The sequence below is a fragment of the Streptomyces sp. B1866 genome, assembly GCF_031932565.1.
Classification (GTDB): domain Bacteria; phylum Actinomycetota; class Actinomycetes; order Streptomycetales; family Streptomycetaceae; genus Streptomyces.
In genome coordinates, this window is the sequence record NZ_JAVSCF010000613.1 from 1 (window position 1) to 465 (window position 465).

Below are 465 nucleotides of genomic sequence, written 5' to 3' on the forward strand. Positions count from 1 at the left end.
CATCCGCGCGGCCCGCGCCACCGGCCTTACCAACCTGCCTCTCCACGACACCGCGCAGAACCAGGTCTGGCTGGAGATCGTCCAGATCGCCCTCGACCTGCTGGCCTGGATGCCGATGCTGGCCCTGACCGGCCCCGCCCGGCTGTGGGAGCCAAAGCGCGTGAGGCTGCGGCTGTTCGCCGCAGCCGCCCAACTCGTCACCACCGGCCGCCGCCGCATCCTCCGGCTCTCCCGGAACTGGCCCTGGACCGACGCGATCATCGAAGCCCTACAACAGCTCACGGCCCTGCCGAACCCCGGCTGACCAGCCGCGTCACGTCCCTACCAGCAGCACCACCCGACCGGAGCCTGTGGAACCCGGCGCCCACCCGACGCGACAGCCGGGGCACAAACCTGCCCGTCATCAGCCCGGACGACCGAAACTGCCCGCCAGAGAATCCAACGGACCGTCACGAAAGATCGAGG

1 protein-coding gene is annotated in these 465 nt (G+C 70.1%); it reads left to right on the plus strand.

Annotated features, from left to right (window positions below):
- Positions 1-304: transposase (locus RKE29_RS30440; RefSeq protein ID WP_312008916.1), on the plus strand; the 304-nt coding region annotated here is incomplete at its 5' end.
- Positions 305-465: the final 161 nt, after the last annotated feature.